The sequence below is a fragment of the Hymenobacter siberiensis genome (genome assembly GCF_018967845.1).
Lineage (GTDB): Bacteria > Bacteroidota > Bacteroidia > Cytophagales > Hymenobacteraceae > Hymenobacter > Hymenobacter siberiensis.
On sequence record NZ_JAHLZZ010000001.1, the window covers coordinates 4,301,949 to 4,326,286 of the forward strand.

At 59.5% G+C, this 24,338-nt stretch carries 17 protein-coding genes and 1 tRNA gene; 7 read left to right on the plus strand and 11 right to left on the minus strand.

What is annotated here, in order from left to right:
* The 6 genes from KQ661_RS18825 to asnB form a co-directional block, all read right to left on the minus strand.
* Complete coding sequence (locus KQ661_RS18825) at positions 1-960, minus strand: hypothetical protein (protein WP_216727742.1); 960 nt, start codon at positions 958-960, stop codon at positions 1-3.
* Complete coding sequence (locus tag KQ661_RS18830; RefSeq protein ID WP_216727743.1) at positions 942-1,364, minus strand: sugar 3,4-ketoisomerase; 423 nt, start codon at positions 1,362-1,364, stop codon at positions 942-944. Before KQ661_RS18830 ends, KQ661_RS18825 begins: the two co-directional genes overlap by 19 nt.
* A gap of 495 nt (positions 1,365-1,859) precedes the next feature.
* On the minus strand, positions 1,860-2,816 hold the full coding sequence (locus tag KQ661_RS18835) for a UDP-glucuronic acid decarboxylase family protein (protein ID WP_216727744.1): 957 nt from the start codon (positions 2,814-2,816) through the stop codon (positions 1,860-1,862).
* A gap of 141 nt (positions 2,817-2,957) precedes the next feature.
* Positions 2,958-4,298, minus strand: coding sequence for a UDP-glucose dehydrogenase family protein (locus KQ661_RS18840; RefSeq protein ID WP_216727745.1), 1,341 nt, complete (start codon positions 4,296-4,298; stop codon positions 2,958-2,960).
* Between the two features lie 143 nt (positions 4,299-4,441).
* Positions 4,442-6,016, minus strand: a complete 1,575-nt coding sequence (locus KQ661_RS18845; protein WP_216727746.1) for a hypothetical protein — start codon at positions 6,014-6,016, stop codon at positions 4,442-4,444.
* Positions 6,017-6,023: 7 nt separating this feature from the next.
* On the minus strand, positions 6,024-7,928 hold the full coding sequence (asnB, locus tag KQ661_RS18850; RefSeq protein WP_216727747.1) for an asparagine synthase (glutamine-hydrolyzing): 1,905 nt from the start codon (positions 7,926-7,928) through the stop codon (positions 6,024-6,026).
* 208 nt (positions 7,929-8,136) lie between these two features.
* Here asnB and KQ661_RS18855 point away from each other — a divergent pair, with 208 nt between their 5' ends.
* Both KQ661_RS18855 and KQ661_RS18860 read left to right on the plus strand, forming a co-directional pair.
* On the plus strand, positions 8,137-8,571 hold the full coding sequence (locus KQ661_RS18855) for an acyl-CoA-binding protein (protein ID WP_216727748.1): 435 nt from the start codon (positions 8,137-8,139) through the stop codon (positions 8,569-8,571).
* Positions 8,572-8,772: 201 nt separating this feature from the next.
* Positions 8,773-10,428, plus strand: coding sequence for an amidase (locus tag KQ661_RS18860; protein WP_216727749.1), 1,656 nt, complete (start codon positions 8,773-8,775; stop codon positions 10,426-10,428).
* 74 nt (positions 10,429-10,502) lie between these two features.
* Here the strand turns inward: KQ661_RS18860 and KQ661_RS18865 are convergent, their stop codons facing one another.
* A complete protein-coding gene (locus KQ661_RS18865) occupies positions 10,503-11,924 on the minus strand; it encodes an FAD-binding oxidoreductase (protein WP_216727750.1) in 1,422 nt (473 codons plus the stop codon).
* An 83-nt stretch (positions 11,925-12,007) separates the two neighbouring features.
* On the opposite strand from KQ661_RS18865, the gene KQ661_RS18870 reads away from it, so the two are divergent.
* From KQ661_RS18870 to KQ661_RS18880, 3 genes are all read left to right on the plus strand, one after another.
* The gene (locus tag KQ661_RS18870) at positions 12,008-12,595 is read left to right on the plus strand and encodes a C40 family peptidase (RefSeq protein ID WP_216689983.1); all 588 of its coding nucleotides are present in this window, start codon (positions 12,008-12,010) and stop codon (positions 12,593-12,595) included.
* A gap of 148 nt (positions 12,596-12,743) precedes the next feature.
* Positions 12,744-16,223 carry a TonB-dependent receptor gene (locus tag KQ661_RS18875; protein WP_216689984.1) on the plus strand — a complete coding sequence of 1,160 codons (3,480 nt, stop codon included), beginning with the start codon at positions 12,744-12,746 and terminating at the stop codon, positions 16,221-16,223.
* A 185-nt stretch (positions 16,224-16,408) separates the two neighbouring features.
* Positions 16,409-16,482 (plus strand) — tRNA-Ala (locus KQ661_RS18880).
* Between the two features lie 131 nt (positions 16,483-16,613).
* Here the strand turns inward: KQ661_RS18880 and cysK are convergent.
* The gene (cysK, locus tag KQ661_RS18885; RefSeq protein ID WP_216689985.1) at positions 16,614-17,537 is read right to left on the minus strand and encodes a cysteine synthase A; all 924 of its coding nucleotides are present in this window, start codon (positions 17,535-17,537) and stop codon (positions 16,614-16,616) included.
* 117 nt (positions 17,538-17,654) lie between these two features.
* Positions 17,655-18,488: a serine O-acetyltransferase gene (locus KQ661_RS18890; protein WP_226915643.1), complete on the minus strand. Its 834-nt coding sequence runs from the start codon at positions 18,486-18,488 to the stop codon at positions 17,655-17,657.
* 180 nt (positions 18,489-18,668) lie between these two features.
* On the opposite strand from KQ661_RS18890, the gene KQ661_RS18895 reads away from it, so the two are divergent.
* Together KQ661_RS18895 and KQ661_RS18900 are read left to right on the plus strand one after the other, a co-directional pair.
* A complete protein-coding gene (locus KQ661_RS18895; RefSeq protein ID WP_216689987.1) occupies positions 18,669-19,013 on the plus strand; it encodes a cupin domain-containing protein in 345 nt (114 codons plus the stop codon).
* Between the two features lie 16 nt (positions 19,014-19,029).
* Entirely contained in the window at positions 19,030-20,010 is a 981-nt protein-coding gene (locus tag KQ661_RS18900; protein WP_216726732.1) for an aldo/keto reductase, read from the plus strand.
* A 96-nt stretch (positions 20,011-20,106) separates the two neighbouring features.
* Here KQ661_RS18900 and KQ661_RS18905 read toward each other — a convergent pair whose 3' ends face one another.
* Together KQ661_RS18905 and KQ661_RS18910 are read right to left on the minus strand one after the other, a co-directional pair.
* The gene (locus KQ661_RS18905; protein ID WP_216727751.1) at positions 20,107-23,298 is read right to left on the minus strand and encodes a PAS domain S-box protein; all 3,192 of its coding nucleotides are present in this window, start codon (positions 23,296-23,298) and stop codon (positions 20,107-20,109) included.
* Positions 23,299-23,561: 263 nt separating this feature from the next.
* Complete coding sequence (locus KQ661_RS18910) at positions 23,562-24,320, minus strand: mechanosensitive ion channel family protein (protein ID WP_216689990.1); 759 nt, start codon at positions 24,318-24,320, stop codon at positions 23,562-23,564.
* Between the last annotated feature and the right edge of the window lie 18 nt (positions 24,321-24,338).

The window sequence follows — 24,338 nt, forward strand, 5'->3', positions numbered from 1 at the left end:
TCAATCCATCAGGCCATTGCAGGCCAGCACATGGCTGGTGGCCCCCAACCGGAAACCCAGCTTCTCGCAGGACCGAAATACGGCGTGGTTGGTGGCCTGGGTGGTCATGAGCACGGCTTCGTGACCGGCAGCCTGGGCACGGCGCACGGTTTCGGCCATCAGCTTTACGTGCCAGCCGCGGTTAACCGGGCCAACGGCCGTAAGCAACACCCGCGAAAGGACCGTTCCCAATGCCTGCGCATCATGAGCAAGGTCGCTGATGGCCAGGAAAGAATCGACTGGCAAATCGGGCTGGTCGGGCACCAGCACCACATCGGCCAGGCCGGCAGCTACCGTATTTTCGGCGTAGCGGGCCAGGTAGGCATCGGCCCGAGCAGTGCCAAACCAAGAATCGGCATGAAAACGGTCGTAAGCGTTGCGAGCAGTAGCCGCTACCTGACCAACGAGGGCGGCCTCCCCTACCGCAGCCGGGCGCACCGGGTAGCGCGGATAGTCGAAAGACGAGAGTTGGTCGCGGTAGTAAGTCAGGCGTGTTTCCACCAATTGCCAGCCGGCCCCGGTGAGGGCCTGCAACAGCCGAATATCCTCGGCCGGCACCACGCTGAAAGCATAGTAAGCGGCTCCATGCCGGGCGGCCAGCTGCTGGCGTAGCTCAGTAGCAGCCTGCGTCAGTTGGGTCGGACTGGTCATTCCATCGAACAATGCTGTAAACAGCCGGTACATCGGCGCATTGAAGTAGCCCGAATCCCAGGTCAGGTGCTGGAGCAGCCATTGCACGTCGCCGGAGGCAGCCGCCACGGTTTCAGCGCCGGCCTCCTGCTCCCAGCGGGTGGCGGCCCCGGTGCCAAACAGTTCCTGCTGGCGCTCAGCAGCGAGCTGCCGCAGAAAGTAATAGGGTGAATAATAGGCTAGCTCAGCGCGGCGGGCAGCCACGAGCGGGCTCAGGCTTTGGGTGCCCATTGCTGACGAAACGTTGCGTAATCACGAATATAATCATCCTCCGCGTAGGGCTGCGAGGCCAAGGCGAGCTGCACCGCCGTGTGCGAGTACTGCATAGTGTGCCAGGCACAGGGCGGTACGTACAAACCCATGTTGGGGTCCTCAAGGCGGAAGAGTTGAATATCACCATCGGCCATTTCCGTGGTGACAATGATGCGGCCGGCCACGGCAATCAACACCTGCTCGGTGCGGTGATGGGCGTGACGGCCCCGCACGATGCTTTCCGGGGTGTGGTACGTCCAGAAAACACGCTGCACCGCGAAAGGCAGAGGGTCCTTGGCGTTTTCGCCCACGGAGATGTAACCAATACCCGGCACCCCCAGCTTGGGGAACTCGATAAGGTGTGGAGCAGGATAATCGGCCATCGGAAATTATTTGACGTGTTCTTTGAAATACTCTGGCAAGCGGCGTAGGCCTTCAGTACGGTCCACCTTGGGCTCCTGGGAGCAAATCGTTCGCAGGTCTATCCCTATGGTTTCAAAATATCATTCTTGTATTTTGCAAAGAACGCACCCCAGCACCTGCTCCCACGGCGTAGTTGCAGAGTACAAGTTGGCTGCGCCATAGCTGCACCGTGGCCGGACCGTATCTGGACCCTATCTCGACCGTAGTCGCCGTGAGGGCAAATTCAGTTTTTTACCTTGCTTTTATCTTAAAACAAAGCAAGCGGCGGACTGGCAGAATCTATGATTTTACCAGTCCGCCGCTTTTTTAATTTGGTCTATATCGCTGCAACCTTAGCGTTGATACGTAGCAAAGGTAGCAACCCGGCCGTGCTTTACCGCACCTCATGCCTTTCGCCCGGCACCCATGTTACATTCAAAAAGACTATTAGCGGGGTTTCGGGCGCATTCCGCGCGTTACTTAACGTGCTCTTTAAAATACTCCAGCGTGCGGCGTAGGCCCTCGGCGCGGTCCACCTTAGGCTCCCAGCCCAGAATTTCTTTGGCTTTGGTAATGTCCGGGCGGCGCTTCATCGGGTCATTTTCGGGAAGGGCCTGGTAGGTGGGCTTGAACTCGACGCCGGTGAGGCGGGCAATTTCTTCGCCGAACTCCTTGATGGTGATTTCATCGGGGTTGCCGATGTTCACGGGCATGTGGTAGTCGCTCAGCAGCAGGCGGTAAATACCTTCTACTAAGTCGTCCACGTAGCAGAACGAACGGGTCTGCATGCCGTCGCCGAACACGGTCAGGTTCTCGCCGCGCAGGGCCTGCGAGAGGAAAGCGGGCAACACGCGGCCGTCGTTGAGGCGCATACGCGGGCCGTAAGTATTGAAAATGCGAATAATGCGGGTTTCCAGACCGTGGTGGTTGTGGTAGGCCATGGTGATGGCTTCCTGGAAGCGCTTAGCCTCGTCGTAGCAGCCGCGGGGGCCAACGGGGTTCACGTTGCCGAAATACTCTTCCACCTGCGGGTGGATTTCGGGGTCACCGTAAACCTCTGAAGTACTGGCAATCAGCATGCGGGCCCCTTTCACGCGAGCTAGGCCCAGTAGGTTGTGCGTGCCGAGCGAGCCTACTTTCAGGGTCTGAATCGGAATCTTGAGGTAGTCAATCGGCGAGGCCGGCGAAGCGAAGTGCAGGATATAATCCAGCTTGCCGGGCACGAACACGAACTTACTCACATCGGCCTGATGAAACTCAAAATCGGGCCGGCCAAACAGATGCTCGATATTCTGGAGGGAACCCGTAATCAGGTTATCCATCGCCACCACATGGTAGCCCTCTTTCAGGAACCGGTCGCAGAGGTGTGAGCCCAGGAAACCGGCCCCGCCGGTGATGAGGACGCGCTTTTTTTCTTCGGAAGTATTGGTCATAATATCGTTGTGAGGCCAAAAGAACGGTCATGCTGAGCGGAGCCGAAGCATCTCTACCGCAATAGTAAATGAATACTCTCGCAGTAGAGATGCTTCGGCTCCGCTCAGCATGACGGGCTATCTAGGTCCATTATCAAAAAATTAAGCAGCCGGCTCCTTATGGTCGGTTTTGATGCCGATGCAGTGGTACACGAAGCCCAGCTCTTTCATTTCGGCGGGCTCGTAAATGTTTCGGCCGTCGAAAATGACCTGCTGCTTCATCAGGCGCGACACTACTTTGAAGTTGGGCACCCGGAATTCGGGCCATTCCGTCACGATGAGCAGGGCGTCGGCATCAATCAGCGCATCGAACTCGTCCTTGGCGTAGGTGATGCTGTCACCAAGCGAGTGCTTGGCTTCGGGCATGGCCACGGGGTCGTAGGCCGTGACAGTGCAGCCGGCGGCCAGCAGTTTCTCAATGATAACCAGTGAGGGTGCTTCGCGCATGTCGTCGGTCTTGGGCTTGAAGGATAGACCCCAGATGGCAATTTTCAGGCCGCGCAGGTCGCCGCCGAAGTGCTTGCTGACCTTGTTGAAAAGCACCGATTTCTGGTCTTCATTCACGCTTTCCACGGCGCGGAGCACCTGCATGTCGTAGCCATTTTCCTGGGCGGTTTTGATGAGCGCCTTCACGTCCTTGGGGAAGCAGGAGCCGCCGTAGCCGATGCCGGGGTAGATGAACTTGGTGCCGATGCGGGCATCGGAGCCGATGCCGCGGCGCACCATGTTCACGTCGGCCCCCATGATTTCGCACAGGTTAGCAACGTCGTTCATGAAGCTTATTTTGGTGGCCAGCATGGAGTTAGCCGCATATTTTGTCATTTCGGCCGACGGAATATCCATGAAAATAATCGGGTGGCCGTTGAGCAGGAAAGGCTTGTAGAGACGACTCATCACTTCCTCGGCGCGCTCCGAAGCGATGCCGACTACAATGCGGTCGGGTTTCAGGAAGTCGTCGATGGCAGCCCCTTCCTTCAGGAATTCGGGGTTGGAAGCGACGTCAAACTCGATGTCGGCGTTGCGGGTAGCCAGAGCTTTCGCGAGCTCGGCACGCACTTTGGCGGCCGTACCCACGGGCACCGTGCTTTTCGTAACGATGACGCAATAGTTGTTCATGTGCTCGCCGATGCCTTTGGCTACGGCCAGCACGTATTTCAGGTCGGCCGAGCCGTCTTCGCCGGGAGGAGTGCCCACGGCAATAAAGGCCACGTCGCAGTCCTTGATGGCTTCAGCCAGGTTGGTAGAGAAGTGCAACCGCCCTTTTTCCACGTTGCGGGTCACCATTTCTTCCAGGCCCGGCTCGTAAATCGGGAGAATGCCCTGGTGGAGATTGTCAATCTTTTTCTGGTCGATATCAATGCACGTTACCTCGATGCCCACTTCGGCAAAGCACGTACCCGTTACCAAACCGACGTAACCGGTGCCTACAACTGCTATTTTCATAAGATGCGGAATGCGCAGAGATTAATAATTAATTGAGCAAATTTAGGCCTTTACGGCCCACTCCACCGAAACCCCCTGCCACCGCTTAGCCTCATGCCAAAGAATAAGCAGGATAATATTATCCTAAAACCACTGATTACAAGTTAATTATCACTTGTTACAATCTGAAAATCAACTTCATGATTTTGCAGAATAGTCCGCTGCCGGGCGCTGTGGCCTTCAAATTGGTATGCCGGGTACTTCATAAAGTAAGGCACATCGGCCACAACTTTTCCGGGGCGCAGATGCGCGGGACGGTAACAGGTGACGGGATAGAGGTAAGCGAAATTCAGTAGTTGAAAAGCGGGCGTAGAGTCCTTTTGCGTTAGCTGGCTGCGGAGGCGCGGACCGAATAGCCGGTAGGCCATCAGGTCCTCGTCGCACACACTCACCGGGCTGGCGGTAATCTGCTGGTAATCAAAGATGCCCGCCCGGTACGCGACATCGCAGGGATAATCGACGGCCAGGTAGCGGACCAGGAAAACCCCGAAATGCCCTAAAGCAATGCTACCACTACCCCAATAGAGCCAGGCGCGGGACTGCACCATGCGGCCAGCGGCGCGCAACGCCACCAGCGCGCCCATGATGATGAAGGGCACAAAAAAGTGCAGCGTACGGCCATAAAACACCAACTTATGACCCACCTGCACCACCAAGGCATAGCCCAGCCAGACCAGAAAAACGGCCGTGAGCAGGCGCGCCAGCCCTCGTTCAGCACCGGAAACATTGGCTGATGAATATAACCGCACACTAAGCCCCAACCCCACCCCGAACAACACCAGTAGGCTTATACCGAGCCAGCCTTCCACCTGCCGGAAGTAGCTGCCAATGAAGATAAACCCCTCATCAAAGCTGCCCTGCGTAACCGTAGTAGCGATGTAGCGGCTGCTGGCCCAGTACGAAGTATGGCCCAGCCGCGCCAAGCCTTCAAAAGCCAATAGCACCACCAGAAGGCCGGCCAGCTGCATAACAGCAAGTTTTATAGAACGCGGCCAATCATTGCTCTTACCCCCAAAACCAGCCAGCAACACCAGCGCCATTAAGAGTATAGGGCCCATGAAGTAGCCGGGATAAATGGCATAGCTGAGGCCACCCAGCAGCCCTATCAGCGCCTGAAGCCTGTAGCTGACGGCCGCTTTAGGCCGAAGCAGCACCAAAAGCGCCAGTAAAAAGAAGAGCAGCGAATGGTCGTAGGGCAGCAGGTGGCGCAGATAGAGGTTGGTATTTACCAGGCTCGAATACAGCGCGAGGCCCAGCAACGCCAGGCCGACACTGAAAAAGCGGCGGTAGATATGGTATAGCAGCAGCGCATTCAAACTCACGATGAGCACGTTGAACGCCTGCGGTACTTGCAGCGAGGGCGGGGCATTGGGGTTCAGGTCAAAGACCAGCAGCAGGATGGCCTGGCCCAGGCCCGGAATAGCCCGCCAGATGCCGTCGCCGGGCCGGGCCCCCATGGAGTTTATATAGCGCAGAAACTCCTGCCCGTGGCCTTCGCTAAGGGCACGCAGGCCCAGCATGGCGTTGACGTAGCGCGACTCATCTACAAAAGCCATGGTGCCCTTTCCAATCAGGCTGAGGCGCGCCAGCGTGACCAGCACGCCAACCAAAAGGGCCAGCCGTTGCGGCCGGCCCACCTGGTGCCACCAATGGCGCACGCGCCAGAGCATATTCGCCATCAGCGGATTAGGCCATGTACTGCTTCCACCATGTCTGGAACACGATGAGGCCCCAGATGCGGGCGTGCACGTCGCCGGGGCTGCGCGAAAACAGCTGCGTTTTGAGGGCGCGGATGGCCTGCACGTCGAAAATGCCCTGGGCTTCGATGAAATCATCGCGCAGCAGGTCATCCTCAATCAGGCTGCGCAGCTCGCCGCGCATCCATTTCAGCAGGGGCACTTCGAAGCCGTGCTTAGGACGGTCGTAGAGCTCAACGGGCAGCTCGGCGCGGAAGGCATCCTGCACGATGCGCTTCTTCATCGTGGCGTCGACCTTGCTGGTGACGGGGATGGAGAAGGCGAAATCGACCACTTTGTAGTCGAGGAAGGGCGTGCGCACTTCCAGCGAGTTAGCCATGCTCATCAGGTCCACTTTCGTGAGCATGTCGTAAGGCAGCACCAGGTTCATGTCGGTGAGCAGCACCTCGTTGAGGTCGCCATCGGCGTGCAGGTGCTCCAGAATGTCCTTGCGGCGCTTGGCGGCGGCTTTTTTGCCCACTTTGCGGCGGCTGGCGGCGCTGAGCAGGGTGTTGGCATCGGTGGCCGAGGCGAAGCTGGCCCAGTCCCAGTACCGGTCTTTCACGCCGGCAGTCATACCGCGTGAAAAGCGCTGGAGCTGCCGCACGCGGTTACCGAAGAAGCTATTGCGCGACTTGGGCAGGGCGTCCCACACGAAGCCCAGGGCCGTGACGGCCTCGGCCTTCACGCCGCCCTGACGCACCTTGAACTCGCCCATGTGCTTGTTGTAGCCGCCGAACATCTCGTCGGCTCCGTCGCCGCTCAGGGCCACGGTGACGTGCTGGCGGGTGCGCTGGCTGAGGATGTACACGGCCAGAGCCGAGGAGTCGGCAAATGGCTCATCGAGGTAGTCCAACATGCTGTGGATGTGCTCGTAGAGGTCGTCGTTGGTGAGCGAGAAAACCGTGTGGTTGGTCTTGTGGCGGGCGGCCACGAGGTTGGCATACTTGGTTTCGTCGAAGAAGGGCTCGTCTTTGAAGCCGATGCTGAACGTGTTGAGGTGCGGCGTGTGGCGGGCGGCCAGCGCGGTAATCACGCTGGAGTCGATGCCGCCGCTGAGGAAGGCGCCGAGGGGCACGTCGGCCACGAGGCGGCGCTGCACGGCCCCGTCCATCAGGTCGACCAGCTTGTGCTGCTGCTGCTCGTAGGTGAGCTTGTTTTTGGCGACTTTTTTGGGATCGTAGGGGATTTTATACCACGCCTTGCCCACCACCTTGTTATTCTTGATATACAGGTAGTGGCCGGGCAGCATCTTCTTCACGCCCTTGAAAATACTGGCGGGGCCGGGAATGTAGTTGAGCTGCAAATACTGGCTCAGGGCCACGAAATCAAGCTTGCGCGGCACACCCAGGGCCATCATGGACTTCATCTCCGAAGCCAGAAACAGCTTGTCCTCGTCGCGGTAGATGAGCAGGGGCTTCACGCCGTACCGGTCGCGGGCGATGAGCAGCGAATTTTCCTCCTTATCGTAGATGGAGAAGGCAAAAAAGCCGTTCAGCTTTTTGATAAAGCTGCGGCCCTCGGTGATGTAGAGCTGGAGAATAACCTCCGTATCGGTCTGGGAATGAAAGGTACAGCCGCGCTTAATCAGCTTTTCGCGTAGCTCGCGGTAGTTGAAAATCTCGCCGTTGAAGACAATGGTATAGCGCCCCGACGCGTCGGTCATCGGCTGGTTGCCGTCGGCCGAAAGGTCGAGGATGGCCAGCCGGCGGAAGCCCAGACCGCATTGGTCGTAGACGAAGTGACCCTCCGAGTCAGGGCCGCGGCGAATGATGGCGTCGGTAGACGCTTGCAGGTTGGCCAGCGACTGACGACCTGTTTCCGTAAAGGCAAATACTCCAGTTATTCCACACATAGTCGCCCGCAAAAGTACGACCCCGCAACCTAAAGGCCAGCCTCGTGGTATTGTCTGAACGGCGGATTTATTGGATTCAATGAATTTCGCGGATTTTGTGGGCGAACCTGCCTTTGATTCGGCCTTTCTAAAAAACATTATTCCCCACCGCCAGGCGGACTACTCCTCCCCTTGCACCGGTTAATCAACCATTCTTTCAGCCCTCCCCATGGACATCAACGAGCAATTTCAGGCCGCTACCCAGCAAGTAAACAACCTCCCCGGCGACGTGGCCGCCCAGCACATGACCGAGCTTTACGACTTGTATAAGCAGGCCACCGAAGGCGACGTCAACATGAAAAGTGACGAAGTAGACGCCACCGCCGCCGACCAAGCCAATGGTCCCGCCGGCCTCTCGCAGGCCCAGTGGGACTCCTGGAACCAGTTTAAAGGTGTTTCGGAAGAAGAAGCCAAGCAGCGCTACATCGCCAAAACGGCCGAAATAACCGGTGCCGCCAAAACGGCCACGGAAGCCAGCGAAGTACCCACCGACAGCCAGACCGGTGCCCCCAGCACCACCGACCACGGCGGGCTGCGCGGCGATATCAAGGCCGGCACGCCTTATGGCGGCGAGGATAAGCTGAAAGACCAGCAGGCGAAATAAGCTGCTCTATTAAAAGGGTATCACCCTCATCCTATTGGTATAGCGAAAGCCAGTTCCTCACGGGACTGGCTTTTGTTTTGACCCGAAAACGCCCGGCCAGAAACTTGTTGGTACAGCGATAGTTGTCGGGCTCCCGGCGGGCAGTATTATTGCCACCCGGCGGCAGCTGGCCGCTACTCCCCTACTCTGTTTTTGCGCTTTATGGACCGTCGACTTTTCCTCAACCAAAGTACCCGCGTGGCCCTTACGGCTGCCCTCCTGCCCGCCGTGGCCTGCCAGACTACTCCCGACAAGCCCACCACTGATGCGCCCGCCGGCGCTCCGGCGGCGGAAACAACAGCTGGCACCGGTGTGGCCGACAATTTCGAGCTGCAGGAGCTGACCGTGGCCGATTTGCAGGACCGCATGGTCAAAGGCGCCGAAACCGCCCGCAGCCTGAGCGAAAAATACCTGGCCCGCATCAAGGCCCTGAACGAGGCCGGACCGATGCTGCGCGCCGTCATCGAAACCAACCCCGATGCCCTGACCATTGCCGACGGCCTCGATAAGGAGCGCAAGGCCGGCAAGCTGCGCGGCCCGCTGCACGGCATTCCGGTCCTTATTAAGGACAACATTGATAGCGGCGACCAGATGATGACCACAGCCGGAGCGGCGGCACTCATTGGGCACAAAGCGAAGCAGGATGCTTTCATCGTGCAGAAGCTACGGGCCGCCGGGGCCGTGCTGCTGGGCAAAACCAACCTGAGCGAATGGGCTAATTTCCGGTCTTCGCACTCGGTGAGCGGCTGGAGCAGCCGGGGTCGCCAAACACGTAACCCCTACGCGCTGGACCGCAGCACCAGCGGCAGCAGCTCGGGCTCAGGGGCCGCAGCATCGGCCAATTTGTGTGCCGTGGCCATTGGGACCGAGACGGATGGCTCGGTGGTATCGCCGGCGGCGGTGAATGGCCTGGTGGGCCTCAAACCCACGGTGGGCCTGTTGAGCCGCAGCGGCATCATCCCGATTTCGAGCACGCAGGATACGGCCGGCCCCATGGCCCGCACCGTGCGCGACGCGGCTATCCTGCTGGGCGCGCTGGCCGGCCCCGACCCCGCCGACCCGGCCCGGCTGCCCATTCCCCAGGGCAATCTGACCGACTACACGGCTTTTCTCAAGCCGGATGCGCTGAAAGGCCAGCGCCTGGGCGTGGAAAAATCCCACCTCAACGGCCCGCCCGCCGTGGCTGCCCTGCTGAAAGAAGCCGTGGCCGCGCTAAAGGCCCAGGGCGCCACCATTGTAGAAGTAGAGCTGAACAAGCTGGTGAACCCGCTGGGCGAGGCCGAATTTGATGTGCTGCTCTATGAATTCAAGGACGGTGTGAATAAATACCTGGCCAACGCTGGGGCCAGCATGAAAAATCTGGCCGATGTCATCGCCTACAACAAGGCCCACGCCGCCGAGGCCATGCCGTTCTTCCAGCAGGAAACCCTCATTCGGGCCGAAGCTACCGACGGGCTGAATAACCCCAAATACAAGGCTGCCGTGCAAAAAACCGTGACCGGAGCCCGCCAGGCCATCGACGGCCTGCTGAAAACCCAGCAGCTCAACGCCATTATCGGCGTGACCACCGGCCCGGCCTGGTGCATCGACTGGGTGAACGGCGATTACTCGACGGGCGTCGATTTTTCGTCGCCGGCGGCCATGGCGGGCTACCCGCACCTCACCGTGCCCATGGGGCAGGTACTGGGCCTGCCGGTGGGCCTGTCGTTTGTGGGGTCGGCTTATCAGGAAGGGCTGCTGTTGGCGCTGGGCTATGCCTATGAGCAGGCCACGCACAAGCGGGCAGCTCCAAAGCTTTTACCGACGGTGCAGGCGTAAAGCTCTTGTAATGAGAAGTAAACGCCTGTCATCCTTCGCTACGCTCAGGATGACAGGCGTTTACTATCAAGATGTTAAAAAATCTTTCCCGGGTTCAGAATCCCATTCGGGTCGAACACGCCTTTGATGCCGCGCATCAGGTTCAAATTAGCTTCCTTCAGGGCGATGCCGATGTAGCCTTTCTGCACCAGCCCGATGCCGTGCTCGCCGGAAATGGTGCCGCCGAGCTTTACGCAGAGCTCGAAAATTTCGGAGATGGGTTGGCGCAGGCCCACGTTCCACATCTCGTCGTCCAGCTCGCCGCGGATGATATTGACGTGCAGGTTGCCGTCGCCGGCGTGGCCGTAGCACACGGTTTTGAAACCGTAGCGGGCTCCTATTTCCTTCACGCCTTTGAGCAGGGTGGGCAGCTCGGCGCGGGGCACCACGGTGTCCTCTTCCTTATACACGGAATTATAGCGCACCGAATTGCCGATGTTGCGGCGAATCTTCCACAGGTCGTCCTTCTGGCCAGCGGTGTCGGCGAGGAGGATTTCGCCCACATCGTAGTGCTCCAGCACACCGTACACCTGCTCGGCTTCCTTGTAAAGCTGGTCCAGGTCCTGGCCGTCGAGCTCGATGAGCAGGTGGGCCTGAATATCCTCGGGCAGAGTGAGCGGAATTTTCAAATAATCCGAAGACCAGGCAATGGCTTCGCGCTCCATAAACTCCATGCCCGAGGGGATGATGCCGGCCCGGAACACGGCCGAAACTGCCTCCGCCGCCTGCGCTACCTGCCGGAAGGGCACCAACATCAGAATATTCTGCTGCGGGAACGGCAGGAGCCGGAACACCACTTTGGTGATAATGCCCAGCGTACCCTCCGAACCCACCATAAGTTGAGTAAGGTTGTAGCCGGTGGAATTTTTGAGGGTATTGGCGGCCGTCCAGATGATTTCGCCGGTGGGCAGCACCACTTGCAAATTCAGCACGTAGTCGCGGGTGGTGCCGTATTTCACGGCTTTGGGGCCGCCGCTGCTGTGGGCCAGGTTGCCGCCCAGAAAGCAGCTGCCCTTGCTGGCCGGGTCGGGCGGATAAAACAGGCCCACTTCCTTCACGGCGTTCTGAAACGCCTCGTTCACTACGCCGGGCTCCACGGTGGCCTGCAGGTTGCGCTCGTCAATCTGAACTATTTTGTTGAGCCGCTCGGTGCTCAGCACCACGCCGTGGTGCAGCGGCAGCGCACCGCCGCTCAGGCCGGTGCCCGCCCCGCGCGGCGTAACGGGAATACGGTGCTCGTGGCACAAGCGCATAATGAGGCTGATTTCGTCGGCATCGGCGGGGCGCAGCACCACATCGGGCGCAAAATGAAGGTCTTCGGTGTGGTCGCGGCCGTAGTCGGCGTAGGCATCGGCGGTGGCGGTGGCATCGGCGCGCTGGGCGGTGAGAACGTGCGCCGGGCCGACGATAGCCTCGAAAGCAACAATTAATTCGGAGGTAAGAGCGTTAAAATTCATGAGCGGTAAAGCTAGAAAGGCCGTGTAAACTATCTTTGCGGCCAATGGGGAGGGTGACAACGAAGATACTACCGCTGCTGCTGATGACTTTGACCTTGTTAGCCAGCTGCCACCGCAAGCTTAACTATCGCGACGGCCAATACCGCTCGGCCCGCGAAATGGTGCGCCTGAAAAAGGGCGGCCGGGTAAGCCCGACCGGCAAATCTAAGGTCGTAAGGGCCACCCCCAACGGTGCCAAAACCAAAGTGGTAACCAAGCGCCCCGCCCGCGCGGGCAGCGCCACCGGCACCCTGGCCTCCGTGATTGAGGCCGCCCGCTCCTATCAGGGCACTCCTTATCTATACGGCGGCACCACGCGCCTGGGCCTCGACTGCTCGGGCCTGCTGCAATTATCTTTTGGCGAGGCCGGTGTCACTATTCCGCGCTCGTCTAATGAGCAGGCCGTGTGGGGCGACCCCGTGAAATCCACCGATTTGCAGCCCGGCGATTTAGTATTTTTTGGGGGCTCGCCCGGCAGCCGCACTATTACCCACGTGGGAATGGTGACGGTAGCCGACGAAGAAGGTGTCGATTTTATTCACGCGTCGACTTCGCTGGGCGTTGTCGAAAACAGTCTGGAGTCTGATTATTACCTCAGCCGGTTCATTCGGGCCGTGCGGCCCCGGCTATGATGCATGCAGCCATTATCTTTGCCGGACAAACACCTGATTCCGGGGCTATTAATCAATGGTAAAATTTACGTAATATTGGCCTTTTCGGCACTGTCGTACCTTTGTCCCGCTTTTACAAAGCTCACTGTTTCCACCAACTTTTTTCAACATGAATAATTTACGTTTACGCCACTTGCTACTGCTGGCGCTGATGCTCCTAACGGCCCGACTGGGCTGGAGCCAAGGCGCGACCACAGCAGCTATGAGCGGAGTTATCTCCGATAAGACCGGCGCGGGCCTGCCCGGTGCCACCGTAATTGCCATTCATACGCCCACCAACACGAAGTACGTGGCGCCCACCAACTCCGATGGCCGCTTCAACATCCAGAACATGCGCGTGGGTGGCCCCTACACAGTTCGCGTAACGTTCGTAGGCTACAAGGACGTTACCCGTGAGGGCATTTCCCTGAGCCTGGGCCAGAACCAGCGTCTCGACGTGAAGCTGGACGACGCAACCACCGAGCTGACCGAAGTAACGGTGAGCGGCCGCCGCGACCCGGTGATGAACGCCGACCATACTGGGGCCAGCACCACGGTACAGCGCGAAACCATTGAGCGTCTGCCCACCCTGAACCGTTCGCTGAACGACTTTACCCGCCTCACGCCCCAGGCCAACGGCCAGAGCTTCGGCGGCCGTAGCAGCGGCTACAACAACATCACCATCGACGGTGCCATCTTCAACAATGCTTTCGGCTTGCAGTCGACGGTAGGTGGTCAGGCTGGTGCCCAGCCCATTTCGCTGGACGCTATCGACCAGATTCAGGTGAGCATTGCTCCTTTTGACGTGCGTCAGGGTTCGTTCACGGGTGCTGGTATCAACGTGGTGACCCGCTCGGGCTCGAACAAGGTTCAGGCTTCCGTTTACGACTTCTACCGCAACCAGAACCTGGTAGGTAGTAAGGTGGGCGATGTAACGTCGGACTACTCCAAATTCAACCTAAACAACATCGGCTTCCGCGTAGGTGGCCCGATTATCAAGGATAAGCTGTTCTTCTTCGTGAACGGCGAAAGCGAGCGTCGCAATGACCCGCCTTCCGGCAACTACGCCGCCAACAACAACCCTGGTGTTACCCCCCCGCTGGGCGGCACCGTATCAACGGCCAAAAGTGCCGACCTGGACTTCCTCAGCAACTTCCTGCAGTCGCAGTACGGCTACAACCCCGGCCCGTACCAAGGCTACCAGCTGAAGTCGAACAGCGACAAGGCTACGGTTAAGCTCGACTGGAACATCAACAACAATAACCGCTTCAATATTAAGTACAACTACCTGAAGTCGTACGCCGATATTCCGCCAAGCACTTCCGGTGCCATTGCCGGTCAGCGCTCGCAGTCGTATTACGGCCTGCCCTACCTGTCGTCATACTACCGCATCAACAACAACCTGAACTCGATTATTGCCGAGCTGAACAGCACGCTGGGCGGCGGTAAATACTCGAACAACCTGACGGCCGGCTACTCGGCATTCCGCGACTCCCGCGAAAGCTCGGGAGGTATCTTCCCGCTGGTTGACATTGGTACCTCCGAGGGCCGCAGCGGTACGGGTGGCATCTCGGCTACCAATTCGCTGACTTCTTTCGGCTACGAGCCTTTCTCGGCTTTCAACGTGCTGAACTCGGATGTGTACCAGATTGGTGACAACTTCACGGCTTACCTCGGTAAGCATAACGTGACGGTAGGTACCTACAACGAATACTACAAGTTCCGCAACGGCTTTGCCCCGAACTATTACGGCAACTACTCCTTCAACTCGCTGGAGGACTTCTACGCCTCGGCAGGCTTCAACTACACCCGCGGCGACGCCACGAACGGCTACGCACCTTCTACCTCGCCCCTCACCGGCACGCGTCCCGGCCCGCAGCGCTACAACCTGCAGTATTCGGCCCTTTCGGACCGCTCGTTCCCCTTCGCCGACATCACGGCCGCTCAGCTCGGCTTGTATGTACAGGATGAATGGTCGCCCCGCAGCAACCTGAAAGTGACCTATGGTATCCGGGCCGACCTACCCTACCTGACCTCGGAACTGACGCAGAACACTGTAGCTGCCAACCTCACTTTCCGCGACGGTGTAAAGATTAACACGGGCTCTGTGCCCAAGAAAAACGTTCTGTTCTCGCCCCGCGCCGGCTTCAACTGGGATGTGAACGACGACCGCAAAACGCAGCTGCGTGGTGGTACGGGTATCTTCACCGGTCGTGTACCGTTTGTGTGGCTCTCGAACCAGGCCAGCAACAACGGCGTCCAGTTCGGCTCTTATAGCTACACTGGCTCCGGTACTTTGAACGCCGCTTCCGGCCAGGGTACGCCTTCATACTTCAACCCCAACGTAGAAACTTACCGTCCGCAGAGTGCGGCCGCTAACTCCTCGTACAACCTGGCGGTAACAGATGCAGACTTCAAATTCCCCCAGGTTTGGCGTACCAACCTGGCCGTTGACCAGGAATTGTTCGGTGGCGTAATTGGTACGTTGGAAGCCTTCTACACGAAGGACATCAACTCCGTTTACCACCAGAACGTGAACCTGCCCGGCACGGAGGCAAATCCTTTCAACCGTGCTAATGGCGCTGATAACCGTCCGATTTTCTATTCGTTCGGCGCAGTCACTAACGGTTTGGCAGCGCAAACTGCCAATTACCGCCTCTACAGCGGTGCGGGTGGCTTGTCAGCCACTAACCCCAACATCACGGATGCTATCCTGATGAAGAACACCAGTAAAGGCTACTCCTACGCCGTGACGGCCCAGGTGCAGAAGTCGTTCAGCAGTGGTTTCTACCTGAGCGCGGCTTACACGTACTCGGATTCGCGTTCGGTGAACGACGGGGGCTCGATTGCCACCTCCATCTTCCGCGACCGTTCGATTTCGGGTGACCCGAATGCCAACGTGCTGAGCTACTCCAACTTCCTGCAGCAGCACCGCGTTATTGCCTCGGCTTCGTACCGCAAAGAGTATGTAGGCCACCTGGCCACTACGCTCTCGCTGTTTTACCAGGCTGCTCCCGCCGGCCGTTACTCCTACGTGTACTCGGGCGACATGAACGGTGACAATCAGAACTCAAACGACCTGATGTACATCCCACGCAACGCCGGCGAAATCAACCTGCGTGATATTACCCTGTCGACGGCGCAGGGTGGCGGCATTTATACCGCATCTCAGCAGTTTGCCGACCTGGATGCCTTCATCAACCAAGACAGCTACCTGAGCAAGCACCGCGGCGAGTACGCCGAGCGTAACGGCGCTGTGCTGCCATGGTGGAACACGATGGACTTCCGTCTGCTGCAGGACATCTTCACCAACATCGGTGAAAACCGCAACACCCTGCAGATTAGCCTCGACGTCTTCAACGTGGGCAACCTGTTGAACAAGAACTGGGGCACCCTGAGGTCGCCCAATCGTACCAACCCGCTTAAGTTTGATGGCTACAATGCTGCCGGCCAGCCGGTATTTGAGCTACCTTATCTGACCAATCCGGTTAAAAACGCTGATAACACCGTAACGCCCGGTGTGAAACTGACCGATACTTTCCGTGACAACGTGACTGGCATCAGCTCGCGCTGGCAGGGCCAGGTGGGCGTTCGCTACATCTTTAACTAAGCTTTCCGGCTTAGCGTAGCCTCGAAGAGGGCAGGAAGAAATTCCTGCCCTCTTTTTTTGTGGCTGATTATTTGATGCTTGCGTCTTTTTAGCAAAAAAGATGCGCCCATGACTTGCCAAACCGATATTCGCCCGTACTTTTGTCGAACCAAAGCGCAAATGGCACGGCGGTAAAAGACCAATCAGGGGGATTAGCTCAGTTGGCTAGAGCGCTTGCATGGCATGCAAGAGGTCATCGGTTCGACTCCGATATTCTCCACTGAAGAAGTGAATAAAGAAAAAGCCCATTCAGTTTCCTGAATGGGCTTTTTCTTTATCTCAGGTTTGAGTCTATAAAAACGCCCCCGGATATCATTTCCGGGGGCGTTTTTTATGATGGCTACGTGGGGGCTACACAAACAGGCCTTCGACCGACAGGTACCGTTCGCCGGTGTCGTAGCAGAAGGTGAGCACGCGGCTGCCCTGCGGCATATCGGGCAGCTTTTTGGCGATGGCGGCCAGCGACGCGCCCGACGACACGCCCACAAAGATGCCTTCCTCGCGGGCCGCGCGGCGCGTCATCTCGTAGGCCTCGGCCTGCGACACCTGGATGGTACCGTCGAGGAGGTCGACGTGCAGGTTTTCGGGAATGAAGCCCGCGCCGATGCCCTGAATGGGATGCGGCCCCGGGGCGCCGCCGCTGATGACGGGCGAGGTCTCAGGCTCGACGGCGAAAGTTTTCATATTGGGGAAATGCGGCTTGAGCACTTCTGTAACGCCCGTGATGTGGCCGCCGGTGCCCACGCCGGTGATGTGAAAGTCGAAGCCGTCGGGCGCGTCGCGCAGGATTTCCTGGGCCGTAGTTTCGGCATGGATACGAGGGTTGGCGGGATTGGAGAATTGCATGGGCATCCAAGCTCCGGGCGTGTTGGCCACAATTTCCTGGGCTTTTTCGATGGCACCCTTCATACCTTTTTCGCGGGGCGTGAGCTCCAGGCTGGCCCCGTAGGCAACCATGAGGCGGCGGCGCTCGATGCTCATGCTTTCGGGCATTACGAGGGTGAGCTTGTAGCCTTTCACGGCGGCCACCAGAGCCAGGCCGACGCCGGTATTGCCGGAAGTGGGCTCCACAATCAGGCTGTCTTTGGTAATGATGCCGTCTTTCTCGGCCTGCTCAACCATGCTCAGGGCAATGCGGTCTTTGATGGACCCACCGGGGTTGGCGCGTTCCAGTTTCATCCACACCTCCACATCGGGGCGGGTGGCGGCAAAAAGGTGGTTGATGCGCACCAGTGGCGTATTGCCGATGGTATCGAGGATGGAATTGGCTTTCATGTGGTGAATTAGTGAGTTGTGAGATAATAAGTTGATGAAATGCAAAAAGGTAAGGGTGAACATAATGGCATGGATTGAAGGCCATCATTCACCTACTCACTTTCTCACAACTCACTGCTAGATGGAAAATACCAGCTCGGCGGCTGGGTCAACGTTGCGCGAAATCTGGATGTGGGCGCGGTGATACACCCGCGAATGCGAGGGTACGCTTTCGGTCAGCCATACGTTGCCGCCGATGATGCTATGCGCTCCTACCACGGTGCTACCGCCGAGAATGGTAGCGCCCGCGTAGATAACCACATGGTCTTCGATGGTGGGGTGGCGCTTGGTGCCCTGCAGGCCCTTGGTGACGCTGAGTGCGCCCAGCGTGACGCCCTGGTATATCTGCACGTTGGCCCCGATGATGGCCGTTTCGCCGATGACGAGGCCCGTGCCGTGGTCGATGCAAAAGGCTGGGCCGATGTGCGCGCCGGGGTGAATATCGATGCCGGTGCGCTGGTGGGCGTACTCGCTTAGCAGACGCGGCAGGCGCGGCAGGCCCCGCTGGTGCAGGGCGTGAGCCAACCGATAGAGGGCCGTGGCATAGAAACCGGGATAAGAGCTGATGATTTCGGGCAGGCCCTGGGCGGCGGGGTCGCTGGCCAGGATGGCGCTGGCATCGCGCAGCAGGGCGGCCCGCAGGGCCGGCAGCTGGGCGGTGAACTCATCGGCCAGGGCGGCGGGTGAGGCGGGCAGGGCCGGTACGCCGGCCAGCAGGGCGGCCAGCTCGGCCCGAAAGTACTGCAATTCGGCCTCGACGGCATCGGCAGTGGGCAGGGGGCGTTCGGCGCGCTGCGGGAAAAGTAGGGCGAGCAGACCGTCGGCGAGGGCGCAGAAGGCGGCTCCGGGCAGGGCGTCGGGGGCCACGGAGTGGGCGCGAGCCAACTCTTCGGCAAAGGAATGGGGAAGCACGGGAGCGGAAAACATAAGCGAAATGACCAGAAAAATTAACCAGCGCGGCAGGGGAAGGTTTTGGGCGGCGGCGCAACGGTGCGGCGGCCTTCGCCGTTTAGCCAGTACCCCGCCGGCTGCTACGGCCGCCGGGCCAAAAGATACTCTTGTTTTTTTCGTCCCTCATTTTCCATCATCATCATGGCAGCCGATACCTCCATCACCAAAGTCGATTCGCAGCACTCCCCTACCGGCCCCGACGGCGAAAAATACCTCGCCTCGGGCACGCACATCGCCATGCGCATGTGGGAAAACGAGCAGCCGGGTGAACCCAAAGCACCGGCCACGCGGCCATACGAAACCGTGGGCTACGTGCTCAGCGGCCGGGCCGAGCTGCACCTGGCCGGCCAGATGGTGGTGCTGGAGCCCGGCAACTCCTGGGTAGTGCCCAAGAATACGGAGCACACCTATAAAATTCTGGAAAGCTTTTCGGCCGTAGAGGCGACGTCGCCGCCCGCCCAGGTACACGGCCGCGAGGATAAATAAACAGCTGATAACCCTTATGAAAACCCGCGAACTGGGCCGCACCGGCCAACACGTTTCAGCCCTGGGCCTGGGCTGCATGTCGATGGCCTCGGACTATGCCTATGGCCCCAGCGACGAGCGCGAGGCCGTGGCTACGCTGCACCGGGCGCTGGAGCTGGACGTAACGCTCTGGGACACGGCCGACATCTACGGCTTCGGGGCTAACGAGACGCTGCTGCGACAGGTGCTGGTGCCCAACCGGAACCGCGTTTTCCTGGCCACCAAGTTTGGCTTTGTAGCCGACGGGGCGGGCGGCTCGGCCGTGGATGTGCGTCCCGAACGCATAGCGGCCGCCTGCGACGCCAGCCTCCAACGCCTCGGCATCGACACCATCGACCTGTACTATGCCCACCGCATCGACCCGGCCGTACCGGTAGAAGAAATGGTGGGCGCGATGGCCGCCCTGGTACAAGCCGGAAAAGTGCGGTTTCTGGGCCTGTCGGAGGCTTCGGCGGCTTCGTTGCGGCGGGCGGCAGCTACGCACCCCATCGCGGCGCTGCAGTCGGAGTATTCGATGTTTACCCGCGATGTGGAGGCGGATATTCTGCCGGCGTGCCAGGAACTGGGCATTAGCCTGGTCCCGTTTTCGCCGCTCGGACGCGGGCTGCTCACCGCCGTGGGCCCCCAGCTGGCCGACAAGGACCTGCGCCGCAGCATGCCCCGCTTCGGGGCCGAGGTGGGCGATGCCAACGCGCCGCTGGTGGGCGGGCTGCGGCAGCTGGCCGAGGCGCGCGGCATCAGCACGGCACAGCTGGCGCTGGCGTGGCTGCTGGCGCAGGATGGCCACATCATCCCCATCCCGGGCACCAAGCGGCCGAAATATCTCGAAGAGAACGCCGCAGCGGCCGATGTGGCGCTTACCGCTGATGATTTGGACCAGCTGCGTGCTCTGCTGGCGGCCCACCCGGTGGTGGGCGCCCGCTACGGCGAGGGAGCCCTAAAACTGGTGAACCGCTAAGGGGGCATCACAGCCACAGCTATTAGCGCTGGGCCTGAACAATGAAACGACATGCTGCACTACGCGCAGCATGTCGTTGTTTTTTACAGGGCTCCATTAATCAAGCCCATTGGAACTCCGCTGAGCCGCCACGACCCAGTCGTACACCATTTTCAGGAGGGAGAATTCCTGAAAGGGCTTGGTCAGGTAGTCGTTCATACCAGCGGCCAGGCACTTGGCCCGCTCGCCGGTAATGGCGTTGGCAGTGAGGGCGATGATGGGCACGGCGAGGCCCAGCTCCTGCCGCAGGATACGGGTGGCCTCGTAGCCATTTTTGATGGGCATCTGCACGTCCATCAAAACCAGGTCGAAGGCCTGGATGCGGGCTAGTTCTACAGCGGCCTGGCCGTTGGGGGCCTCCGTCACGGTCATTCCGGCATTGGTGAGGAAACTGGTGGCCAGCATGCGGTTGAACAGGTTGTCCTCAACCAGCAGAATTTGCTTGCCCTGTAGCGCCTGTTGCATGCAGTCGAGGTCGCCGTGGTCTTTCGGCGAGAGGTGCCGGGCATTGCCCGCGGGCAGGCGCAGGGTGAACCGGCTGGTGGTGCCGTGGTTTTTCAGGCTTTCGATGTGCAGCTCGCCGCCCAGTAGGTGCACCAGCTTCTTGCTGATGCCCAGGCCCAGGCCGGTGCCGCCAAACCGCCGCGTCACGGTAGAATCTTCCTGGCTGAAATCATCAAAAATATGGTTCAGGTACTCGGCATCAATGCCAATGCCGCTATCCTGCACGGTGAATTCGACCAGCAATTCTTTCGTATCAGCGCCCTCCAGCAACCTACAGCCCAGGCATACCGTGCCCTGCTCGGTAAATTTCACGGAGTTGCCGGCCAGGTTCAGCAGCACCTGGGTGAGGCGGTAGGGGTCACCGAGGACTACTTCGGGCAGGGCTGGGTCGAGGGTGGTGATGAAGGTGAGGCCCTTTTCCTCCGCTTTGTATAGCAGGGTCTTTTCGACCTGGGCACAGATGAGCCCGGGGCTGAACCCGATGTGCTCGATGGCCAGCTGGCCAGCCTCAATCTTCGACAGGTCGAGGATGTCGTTGATGATGACGAGCAGGTTTTCGGCCGAGGCCGTGATGGCGTGCAGGTAGCTGGCCTGCGGGGCAGCCAGCGGGGTCTTGGCCAGCAGCTGGCTCATGCCCAGAATGGCATTCATGGGCGTGCGGATTTCGTGGCTCATGTTGGCCAGGAAATCCTGCTTGGCCTGGGTACTGCTTTCAGCCTGCACCTTGGCTTCGCGCAGGCTGGCTTCGAGATTTTTCTGGGGCGTCACATCGAGGTAGATGCCAATGGAGCCGATAAGCCGCTGGTATTCGTCGTAGAGCGGGGCACCGCTCATCAGCAGCCACTTGCGCTCGCCGGTTTTGGTGGTTACCACCACTTCGTAAGAATCGGAGATGCCGTGCTCCCGAGTGAGCAGCTTGCTCTCCGCCAGCTCCAGGTCGGGGCCGCTGAGCAGCAGCGGCGACAGGGGCAGGCCGGTCAGCTCTTCGGTACAGTAACCAGTCATGTCACAAAAGCTCTGGTTGGCGTAGAGCAGGTGGTCGTTCAAATCGACCTCTACCAGCCCGAGCGACATGTTTTCGATGATGCCCCGGTATTTTTCCTCGCGGCGCTTCAGGTCCTCTTCGGCTTTGATGCGGGCCGTGACGTCCTCGTACTTCCAGAGGTGGCCAATGTAGCGGTCACCGTCGAAGATGGGCGTGAAGGCCCGGGACAAGATACGGCCGTCGTGCAGCGGAATAATGTCGCCGGTAGTGGGCTGGCGGCGGCGCAGCAGCGCCGCAATGCGCGCCACGTACTGATGCGGCTTTTTGACATATTTGCGCGAGCTTTCGGTGAGCCAGCCCCCGTTGCGGCCGTGGAGCCGGGCAGGAACCAAGGGTATTTCCAGCAGCTGGCAAAATGCCTCGTTGGTGAACACAATGCGCCGGGTTTCATCTTCCAGCACCAAGCCGTCCTGGAAGTGCGCAATCACCGTGGCCAGCTGCTGGTTGGAGGTATCGAGCGCCTCCTCGGCATCCTTTCGGGCCGATATGTCACTCTGCAAACCACTTAAAATCAGTGCTTTGCCAGTATTATCCCAGGCTGTGATGGCGGCGCGGCTCAACACCCACTTATAGCTGCCGTCCTGGCAGCGCATCCGGTATTCGGTGATGGCCCTTTTGCCGCCGGTTTGCACGTAGGCCCCCGCTGTTTCCAGCACCTGCGCCAGGTCGCCGGGGTGTACGTGCCCGAGCCAGGTTTCGTATTCGTCGGAAAAGCCGTCCTCGGTATACCCCAGCATGGCTCTGTATTCCGAGGAAAAGGTAATTTGACGGGTATGCAGATTCATCTCCCAGGCCCCATCGCCGAAGCCCTGCATGGCCAGCTCCAGGCGCAGGCTGCTTTCGCGCAAGGCGCTTTCGGCTAGTTTCAGGGGCGTCACATCGAGCAAAATTCCGCTGTACGTTACCCAGTCGGGGCCGGAGCTGGTCAGAATCGAATTACCCCGCATCCAGCGGACAGGCTGGCCGGACACGACGATGCGGCCTTCGTATTCCCACGGAACCCGGTTGCGGGTGGCATGGTCGAGCGTCTGCAGAAACCCTTCCAGCTCGTCCGGATGGATATAATCGGTCATACGGCCGAGCTCGGACGGTACCACTCCGAACAGCTCCTGCACCTTGGGGCTCACATAATTAAAAAAGAATGAGCCATCGTCCTTTTTTTGCCACTCGTAGAGCACACCGGGTACGTTTTCGGCCAGGTTGCGGAAGCGCCGCTCGCTGTCTACCAGCCGCAGCTGGGCCAGTTTCCACTCCGTGATGTCTTCGAGAAGGCCCACGAAATGAACCACCCCATCGGCTGCCTCCGCCACCGACCGCACGCTCACGCGCAACCAACCATCAGCGCCCGGCCGCGGGTTAATTACCTCGTACTGAAACGGCTCGCGACGCATCTGGCTGTCCCAGATGTACGCCACCGTGGCCTCATCGCGCAGGCTGGGGCGCAGGAACGCGTCTGGCTTTTGGCCGGCCACCGCGCTCAGCTCCAGGCCGCACAGCTTCGTAAAGCCTTTGTTTACCCACTGCACATAGCCGGCGCTATTGGTCAGCACCAAAGCCGTGTGCTGCTCGTCGTAAGCCAGCAGGCTGGGCGGCACATAGGCCGCCTTAGAGGGCATGGTGGCTACCGCCAGCTGGGCGCGCAAGGCCGCATTCACAGTTTTCTGCTGGGCTAACGCCACTTCGAGCTCGGCACGGGTCATAAGAATGTGTCAGCTAAAAGCTCTTCGGTAATTGAATAAAAACGGCGTAAGCGACAATGCCGTTGCCTGGGCAAGTGGGGGCGCGGTACTGGCCGAGAAGGGGTTCAGCCGGGCAGTAGTCGGCCCGTTAGCCCCAGGCTAATAGATACGAGAATAACCACACTTGCGGACTTTAGCGTCCGATTTTTTCCTGGCACAGAAGCTTCTTCAATGACTGGAGGCCCGTAGCATTGCGACACCCGTTGTACCGGGCAGCCCACCCACTACCGAACCAGCGCCTGCTGCAGCTGCTCGATGAGGCGCGCCTGGGCCGGGCCACTGAAGCCGGCCGCCGTGTAGGCCCGGAAGGCTACCGATAGGCCGCCCGGCTTGAGGGCCGTGACGACGACCTGCGGGGCGGGCGTGGGCAGCACGTCAGCATCGGCCGCCATCAGCGGAATGGCCCAGGCGCGTAGCGCGGCCAGGTCGGTGGGGTTTTCGAGGTCGGCCACGATTTCGACCAGTGCCTTATTCTGGGCCGTTTTGTTGATGATGACGTTGTTGGAAGTGGCCCCGTTGGGCAGGATGATGGTATCGCCGTGACCGGTGACGAGGATGGTATTGAAAATCTGGATTTCGCGCACCTCGCCCGATTTACCCTGCGACTCAATGGTATCGCCCACCACGTAGGGCTTGAAAATGAGGATGAGTACGCCGCCCGCGAAGTTGGCCAGCGTGCCCTGCAACGCCAGCCCCACCGCCAGCCCCGCCGCCCCCAAAATTGCTACAAACGACGTAGTTTCGAAACCCACCATACCGGCCACAGATATCAGCAGCAGCACTTTGAGCACGATGTTAATCAGACTGGTCAGGAACGAGGCCAACGACACATCCAGGTGCCGGGAGGCTTTGGCCACAACGCGGCTGGCCCAGCCAATGAGCCACCAGCCCACCATCAGCGCCACCCCGGCCATGAACAGGCGGGGCAGGTAGAGCACAACGATATCCTGGAACTGCCGGGCGTAGCTAGTCAGTTGATTCATAATTAATTGAAAGAAAAT